Raw genomic sequence first — 7,806 nt, 5'->3', positions numbered from 1 at the left:
CTAACACCTTCGTGGGGGATCCATAGTGACAACCTCTCAACTGATACCGGACCAGAAACCAGGTGCGGCCCGCCGGCAGGGGCGCCCCGGCATCGCGCTCACCGTGATTGCCGCCTGTCAGCTCATGGTGGTACTCGACGCGACGATTGTGAACATCGCGCTCCCGCACATTCAAGAGGCGCTCGCGTTCAGCACCACGGACCTCACATGGGTGGTCAGCGCCTACACGCTCACCTTCGGCGGTCTGCCGCTCCTCGGCGCGCGGGCCGGCGACATTCTCGGCAGGCGCCGGGTGTTCATGACCGGCATCCTGCTGTTCACCTTCGCCTCGCTCCTCGGCGGGCTCGCCCAGGAACCCTGGCAACTGCTCGCCGCCCGCGCCCTCCAGGGGGTCGGCGGCGCGATCGCGTCGCCGACCTCGCTGGCGCTGATCACCACGACCTTCCCCGAAGGCCCCGAGCGGAACCGCGCGTTCGGCGTGTTCGCCGCCGTCTCGGCGGGCGGCGGAGCCATCGGTCTGCTGGCCGGCGGCATGCTCACCGACTGGCTCGACTGGCGCTGGGTGCTGTTCGTCAACGTACCGATCGGGCTGTTGATCGCGGCCCTCGCCCCGCAGTACATCAACGAGTCCGAACGGCACCCCGGGCGCTTCGACATCGCCGGTGCGCTGACCTCCACCCTGGGTATGGCCGCCTTGGTCTACGGCTTCATCCGGGCCGCCGAGGAGGGCTGGCGAGACGGTCTGACACTCGGGTCGTTCGCCGCCGCGGTGGTCCTGCTGCTGGCCTTCGTCTTCATCGAGACCCGGGCGAAGGAGCCCATCACCCCGCTGAGGATGTTCGCCGACCGCAACCGCTCCGGCACCTACGTGATCATGCTCAGCCTGGCCGCGGCGATGTTCGGCATGTTCTTCTACATCGTGCTGTTCGTGCAGAACGTGCTGGGCTACAGCCCGATCAAGGCCGGTCTTGCCTTCCTGCCCGTGACGGCGGCCATCGCCGTCGGCGCCGGTCTCTCGCAGCGGTTCCTGCCCGTCCTGGGCCCGAAGCCGTTCATGGTGACCGGTTCGGCGCTCGTGGTCGTCGGACTCACCTGGCAGACGTTCATCAAGCCCGACAGCTCCTATCTCGGCGGAATCCTCGGGCCGATGCTGGTCTTCGGCTTCGGCATGGGCCTGAACTTCGTGACGGCGACCGTCACCGCGGTCTCCGGTGTCGCCCAGCACGAGGCCGGGGCGGCTTCCGGGCTGCTCAACGCCATGCAGCAGGTCGGCGGCTCGCTCGGGCTGTCCATCCTGACCACGGTGTTCGGCTCGGCCGGCAGGGACGAGGCGAAGAAGCAGCTGCCGAAGTTCCTCGCCGACGGCTCGCCGGAGCAGAAGGCGGAGTTCGCCAAGACCCATCAGCTGCCCGCGCCGTGGGGGCACGAGGTGCTCGCGCACGGCATCTCCACGGCGTTCGTCCCCGCCGCCGTCATGGCCGGGCTCGGGTTGCTCACCGCCTGGCTGGTGATCAAGGTCCGCAAGAGCGACCTCGAAGCGCTCGCCGGCACGGCCGGCCCGGGGATGGGCTGACCTCACCGGGTCCGTGCGGAGGCGCGGACGGCCGGACCTCCGCCGGGGGACAGACGGCAGAGGCGGGGGTCCGGCCATCCGCAGCCCGGCAGTCGGCGCCGTGATCACGAGCACGGCGCACACCACCACCGGCAGAGCCAACCCGACCCGCACGACCGACACCTCCCCCACGACTCCGCCCGCCTGCCGGCACGTGCCCCCGGTGGGACGGCTGCCCGGGAAACGCCCGGCAGTCACGCAGAGTTCCCGCCGGGCACGGAGAGTCTCCTATGTGGATCGAGGGATTCACGTAGAGCCAGAGGGGAGGGGCCTCGGGACGCCGCGCCTCAAGGATTTCCGCACGAGCCGGTTCCGCAAGATCACCGGCCGCGGCCCCGCACGCGCTGCGGGCCTGGCCCCGGCCGGTCACCCGACGGCGCCGGCCCCAGCCCCCGTCGGCACCCATGCCGGCAGCGCCTCCGCCCGCTCCGCCCACGCGGCCGGCGGCGCTCCCGCCCTGCCTGCCGCGAGCACGCCGCCCACGATGGCGCAGGTCGTGTCCACGTCGCCGCCCACCTGGGCGGTCGCCCAGAACGCCGTCTCGTAGTCGCCGAGGGCCCGTGCCGCCGACCAGAGCGCGAAGGGGACGGTGTCATGGGCGGTCGTACGGCGGCCACAGCCCAGGACGGCCGCGACGGTGCCCGCATCGGCGTAGTCGAGCATGTCGCGGGCGCGCCGCAGGCCCTGCCCGACCGCGCTTCTCGGGACGAGCGCGACGACCCCGTCGAGGAACGCCTCGGGGCTCGGCGGGCCGCCGGGGGCCGCCGCCAGCGCTGCGGCGGCTGCCACGGCCATGGCACCTGCCACGGCCTCCCGGTGCTGGTGGGTGGGGTAGGCGGAGATCTCGGCCTGGTGGGTGGCCTGCTCCGGATCGTCGGCGTACCAGGCGCCCAGGGGCGCGATCCGCATCGCCGCGCCGTTGCCCCAGGAGCCCCGCCCGTCGAAGAGCCCGGCGGCCAGCTCGCGCCAGTCGCCGCCTTCCCGGACGAGGCGCAGCAGGCGGTTGACGGCGGGGCCGTAGCCGCGGTCGAAGTCGTGATGCGCGGCGAAGGAGTGGGCCAGCGCATCCTGGTCGATGCGCTGGTGGGCGGCCAGGACGGCGACGACGGAGCAGGCCATCTCCGTGTCGTCGGTCCACTGCCAGGGGGCCGGAGGCAGCTCCCGCAGCTTCAGCAGCGGGTAGTTCACCGGCACGAAGAACTGCGAGCCCAGCGCGTCGCCGACCGCGAGTCCGCGCAGGCTGGCCAGGGCGCGCTCCAGGCGCCCCGGGGTCGGGGAATCGGAAAAGGAGGTCATCGCGGCCAGCCTAGCCGCTCATCCAGTAGGGCTCCGGGTCCCGCCAGCGGTCGAACGGCTGGTTGAGCGTGTACTTGCCGTCGTCCCCGAGAACGAGCATGCGCATCTCGGCGTTCCCCGGGTTGGAGAGCGACTCGAACTCCGCGACCGTCCAGTGGAACCAGCGCATGCAGAACAGCCGCATCGCCAGGCCGTGGGTCACCAGGAGCACGTTGGGCGGGTGGTCCGGCGCCTCGAAGCTGCGGAAGAGGCTCTCCAGGAAGCCGCCGACGCGGTCGTACACGTCGGCCCCGGACTCCCCCTGCGGGAAGCGGAAGAAGAAGTGGCCGTACGCGTCCCGGTACGTCTTCTGCAGCCGCACGTCGTCGCGGTCCTGCCAGTTTCCCCAGTCCTGCTCACGCAGCCGGGGCTCCTCGCGCACGCGTATGAGATCCGGGTCGAGGTGGAAGGCGCGGAGGGTCTCGTGGGTACGGCGGTAGGGGGAGACGTACACGCTGACGCGCTCCCGGCCGAAGATCTCCCGGACGCGTTTTCCGGTCTCTTCGGCCTGCCGCCGGCCCCGCTCGGTCAGGGCCAACGCGTGGTCGGGTTGCCGCTCGTACACGGAGTCGTCGACATTGCCGGTTGACTCGCCGTGCCGGACAAGGACGATGCGCCGTGGTCGTGCCATGCCAAAACCCTAGATCGAGTGACGAAAGATCGAGCACTCGGATGGGCCCCATACGGCGTAGGTCACACCCCTCATGGGTTGGACATTCAAACGATCCAGCTCGGCTCGAGCTCCACGATGTCGCCCGTGAGGGCCGCGATGTCGGCCTCCGTCTGGGCGCGCAGCGCCAGCCGCTCCACCCGTTCGGTGCGGTACTTGCCGTGCTCGGCGGCCGACCGCCACATGGAAAGGATCATGAACTCGTGCTCCGGTGCCTCCGCGAACATGCCGCGGATCATGCCGGGAGAGCCGGCCATCGCCGGGTTCCAGACCTTCTCCTGCATCAGCGTGAAGTGCTCGACCCGCTCCTCGTGCACCCGGCAGAGGGCCACCCGGACCAGGTCGCTGTCCGTGAACCGCGGTTCGAAGCCGGTCTTCACGTCGAACCGGTACTCGAACAGCTTGACCTGCTGGTCCTTGTACGTGCCGAACTGGGACGCGGCCAGACGGTCGTGCGAACGCGCCATGAAGGAGTCGTAGAAGGCACGGCTCTCCCAGAACGCGAAGATGTGCGCCACTCCAGGTCGCTGCCGACTCCAGCCCCCGCCCTGTCCCCGAAATCCCGGCTCCCCCGGAAGCCCCGCCCATTTCCGCTGCCCCCGCTCGAAGCCCCGGCGGTCAACCACGGTGCAGCGAATCCACTTGACCAGCACCGCGCCATCGTAAGGCCATGGGGCGTGGCGTCGGTCACGCTCCGGCTGAGATCACCCGCGCATGCGCCCCCGCGCACGTGGCACGATGGACAAAGAGCCTTGGCAGACCATCAGTTGGGGTAGTGACCTCTAGGGGGAAGGGGACGCGTGGTGAGCGGTTTCAGCAAGGCGATCCGCAAGGTCGAGGTCGCGGTGAAGTGGGATCCCAGCCCTTCCGGTCAGCCGCCCACCGACCTCGACGTCGTCGCCGGGACGTTCACGACGGCTGACCCGTACGGAACTCCGGCCTATCTGGTGCACTTCGACAGCCGTTCGCCCGACGGCACCATCTTTCTCAACCGGGACAGCCAGGACGGCAGGGGCTTCGGCTGGGACGAGGTGATGACGCTCGAACTGGACCGGCTCGGCGACCGGTACGCGCGCGTGGTCGTCGGAGTCGTCATCCAGCAGCGGGCTACACACCGGACGTTCGTGAACGTCCTGAACCCGGCCGTCCGCGTCCGGGAGGGCTACAACGTGCTGGCGGAGGACGACTTCGGATCGGTCCTCGGCGCGACGGCGGCCACCGTCGCGGAGTTCGTGCGCGACGGGTCCGGCGACTGGAGTTTCCGGCCCGGGCTGCACGGCTTCGAGGACGACCCGGTGGTCTTCAGCCGGGAGATGGGCGGACTCGGCCGCCCCTGACCGGACGGCCGCGCGAGACAGGCGAACAGTAAGGGGTGCCGGCCATGGCCGGCACCCCTTACTTCACCTCACATCGACTCGTCAGCTGCAGCCGCTGGTCGAGCCGCAGCCCTCGCAGATGTAGCAGGAGCCCGCCCGCTGCATCTTCGTACCGCAGGAGAAGCAGAGCGGGGCGTCGGCCTGGATGCCCAGCTGCATCTCCACCAGCTCGGCGCTGGTGTGCGCCTGCTTCGGGGCGGCCTTGGCCGAGGTGGCCTCGGTCCGCGGGGCGGCGACGGCCTTCAGCTCCTGGGCGCGCGGCGCCGACTGGGCCAGCCCTTCGACGTCGACGTCGTCATCGTCGAGGGACGGCTCGTACGAACCGGTCTCCAGGTGCCGCTGACGCTCCTCGGCGGAGTGGATGCCGAGCGCGGAGCGGGTCTCGAACGGCAGGAAGTCCAGCGCCAGGCGGCGGAAGATGTAGTCGACGATCGACTGCGCCATCCGCACGTCCGGGTCGTCCGTCATGCCGGCCGGCTCGAAGCGCATGTTGGTGAACTTCGAGACGTACGTCTCCAGCGGCACGCCGTACTGGAGGCCGACGGAGACCGCGATGGAGAAGGCGTCCATCATGCCCGCGAGGGTCGAGCCCTGCTTGGACATCTTCAGGAAGACCTCGCCCAGGCCGTCGTCCGGGTAGGAGTTGGCCGTCATGTAGCCCTCGGCGCCGCCGACGGTGAAGGACGTGGTGATGCCGGGACGACCCTTCGGGAGGCGCTTGCGGACCGGGCGGTACTCGATGACCTTCTCGACCGTCTCGCGGATGGTCGCCTCGGTCTTGGCGGCGACCTTCTCCTTCTCCTTCTCCTTGGTCTTGGCGGAGAGCGGCTGGCCGACCTTGCAGTTGTCGCGGTAGATCGCGAGCGCCTTGACGCCGAGCTTCCAGGCCTCGAAGTAGATCTCCTCGACCTCCTCGACGGTCGCCGTCTCCGGCATGTTGACCGTCTTGGAGATGGCGCCGGAGATCCAGGGCTGGATGGCGGCCATCATGCGGACGTGGCCCATCGGGGAGATGGCGCGCTCGCCAATGGCGCAGTCGAAGACCTCGTAGTGCTCCTGCTTGAGGCCGGGGGCGTCGATCACGTTGCCGTTCTCGGCGATGTGGGCGACGATCGCCTCGATCTGCTCCTCCTGGTAGCCCAGGCGGCGCAGGGCCTGCGGGACCGTGCCGTTGACGATCTGCATCGAGCCGCCGCCGACCAGCTTCTTGAACTTCACCAGCGCGAGGTCGGGCTCGACGCCGGTGGTGTCGCAGGACATGGCCAGACCGATGGTGCCGGTCGGGGCGAGGACGGACGCCTGGGAGTTACGGAAACCGTTCTTCTCACCGAGGCGCACCACGTCCTGCCAGGCCTCCGTGGCGGCGGCCCAGACCGGGGTGTCCAGGTCGTCCATGCGGACGGCGGCGCTGTTGGCGTCGGCGTGCTGCTGCATGACGCGGTTGTGGGCGTCGGCGTTGCGGGCGTAGCCGTCGTACGGGCCGACGACCGCGGCGAGTTCGGCGGAGCGCCTGTAGGCGGTGCCGGTCATCAGGGAGGTGATGGCACCGGCGAGGGCGCGGCCGCCGTCGGAGTCGTAGGCGTGGCCGGTCGCCATCAGCAGGGCGCCGAGGTTGGCGTAGCCGATGCCGAGCTGCCGGAAGGCGCGGGTGTTCTCGCCGATCTTCTGGGTCGGGAAGTCCGCGAAGCAGATGGAGATGTCCATCGCGGTGATGACGAGCTCGACGACCTTCGCGAAGCGCTCGACGTCGAAGGACTGGCTGCCCTTGCCGTCGTCCTTCAGGAACTTCATCAGGTTCAGCGAGGCGAGGTTGCAGGACGTGTTGTCCAGGTGCATGTACTCGCTGCAGGGGTTAGAGCCGTTGATCCGGCCGGACTCCGGGCAGGTGTGCCAGTGGTTGATGGTGTCGTCGTACTGGATGCCCGGGTCGGCGCAGGCCCAGGCGGCCTCGGCCATCTTGCGGAACAGGCTCTTGGCCTGGACCTCCTCGATGACCTCGCCCGTCATCCGGGCGCGCAGACCGAACTGGCCGCCCTGCTCGACCGCCTTCATGAACTCGTCGTTCACGCGGACCGAGTTGTTGGCGTTCTGGTACTGGACGGAGGTGATGTCGTCACCGCCCAGGTCCATGTCGAAGCCCGCGTCACGCAGGGCGCGGATCTTCTCCTCCTCCTTGACCTTGGTCTCGATGAAGTCCTCGATGTCGGGGTGGTCGACGTCGAGGATGACCATCTTGGCGGCGCGGCGGGTGGCACCGCCCGACTTGATGGTGCCCGCGGAGGCGTCGGCGCCGCGCATGAAGGAGACCGGGCCGGAGGCGTTGCCGCCGGAGGAGAGCAGCTCCTTGGAGGAGCGGATGCGGGAGAGGTTCAGGCCGGCACCGGAGCCGCCCTTGAAGATCATGCCCTCTTCCTTGTACCAGTCGAGGATCGACTCCATGGAGTCGTCGACGGACAGGATGAAGCAGGCGGACACCTGCTGGGGCTGCGGGGTGCCCACGTTGAACCACACGGGGCTGTTGAAGCTGAAGATCTGGTGCAGGAGGGCGTACGCCAGCTCGTGCTCGAAGATCTCGGCGTCGGCGGGCGAGGCGAAGTACTTGTGGTCCTCACCGGCCTTCCGGTACGTCTTCACGATGCGGTCGATCAGCTGCTTGAGGCCGGTCTCGCGCTGCGGGGTGCCGACGGCACCGCGGAAGTACTTGCTGGTGACGATGTTGACCGCGTTCACCGACCAGAAGTCGGGGAACTCGACGCCACGCTGCTCGAAGTTGACCGAGCCGTCGCGCCAGTTGGTCATGACGACGTCACGGC

The 7,806-nt window shown here is 69.4% G+C and carries 6 protein-coding genes; 2 read left to right on the top strand and 4 right to left on the bottom strand.

Annotated features, from left to right (window positions below):
• Nucleotides 1–25: 25 nt before the first annotated feature.
• Nucleotides 26–1,573 carry an MFS transporter gene (locus JF597_RS52285; protein WP_294013927.1) on the top strand — a complete coding sequence of 516 codons (1,548 nt, stop codon included), beginning with the start codon at nucleotides 26–28 and terminating at the stop codon, nucleotides 1,571–1,573.
• Between the two features lie 405 nt (nucleotides 1,574–1,978).
• Here the strand turns inward: JF597_RS52285 and JF597_RS52280 are convergent, their stop codons facing one another.
• The 3 genes from JF597_RS52280 to JF597_RS52270 all read right to left on the bottom strand — a co-directional run bounded on the left by JF597_RS52280 (nucleotide 1,979) and on the right by JF597_RS52270 (nucleotide 4,270).
• Nucleotides 1,979–2,908, bottom strand: a complete 930-nt coding sequence (locus JF597_RS52280; protein WP_294013925.1) for an ADP-ribosylglycohydrolase family protein — start codon at nucleotides 2,906–2,908, stop codon at nucleotides 1,979–1,981.
• A 10-nt stretch (nucleotides 2,909–2,918) separates the two neighbouring features.
• Complete coding sequence (locus JF597_RS52275; protein ID WP_294013923.1) at nucleotides 2,919–3,578, bottom strand: histidine phosphatase family protein; 660 nt, start codon at nucleotides 3,576–3,578, stop codon at nucleotides 2,919–2,921.
• A gap of 86 nt (nucleotides 3,579–3,664) precedes the next feature.
• Complete coding sequence (locus JF597_RS52270; protein WP_294013921.1) at nucleotides 3,665–4,270, bottom strand: YdbC family protein; 606 nt, start codon at nucleotides 4,268–4,270, stop codon at nucleotides 3,665–3,667.
• 150 nt (nucleotides 4,271–4,420) lie between these two features.
• Here JF597_RS52270 and JF597_RS52265 point away from each other — a divergent pair, with 150 nt between their 5' ends.
• Nucleotides 4,421–4,954, top strand: a complete 534-nt coding sequence (locus JF597_RS52265) for a TerD family protein (RefSeq protein WP_294013919.1) — start codon at nucleotides 4,421–4,423, stop codon at nucleotides 4,952–4,954.
• 81 nt (nucleotides 4,955–5,035) lie between these two features.
• On the opposite strand, the gene JF597_RS52260 is transcribed toward JF597_RS52265, so the two are convergent.
• Nucleotides 5,036–7,806 (bottom strand): vitamin B12-dependent ribonucleotide reductase (locus JF597_RS52260; protein ID WP_294013917.1); only part of this gene is annotated, 2,771 nt, incomplete at its 5' end.

It is taken from the genome of Streptomyces sp., assembly GCF_019510245.1.
Lineage (GTDB): Bacteria > Actinomycetota > Actinomycetes > Streptomycetales > Streptomycetaceae > Streptomyces.
Note: the sequence above shows the minus strand (reverse complement) of the source record. Positions and strands in the feature narration are given on the sequence as shown.

Bases quoted from the DNA above. Each gene is read 5' to 3' on its own strand.
- JF597_RS52280 (WP_294013925.1), bottom strand. From the start codon at position 2,908: ATGACCTCCTTTTCCGATTCCCCGACCCCGGGGCGCCTGGAGCGCGCC.
- JF597_RS52275 (WP_294013923.1), bottom strand. From the start codon at position 3,578: ATGGCACGACCACGGCGCATCGTCCTTGTCCGGCACGGCGAGTCAACC.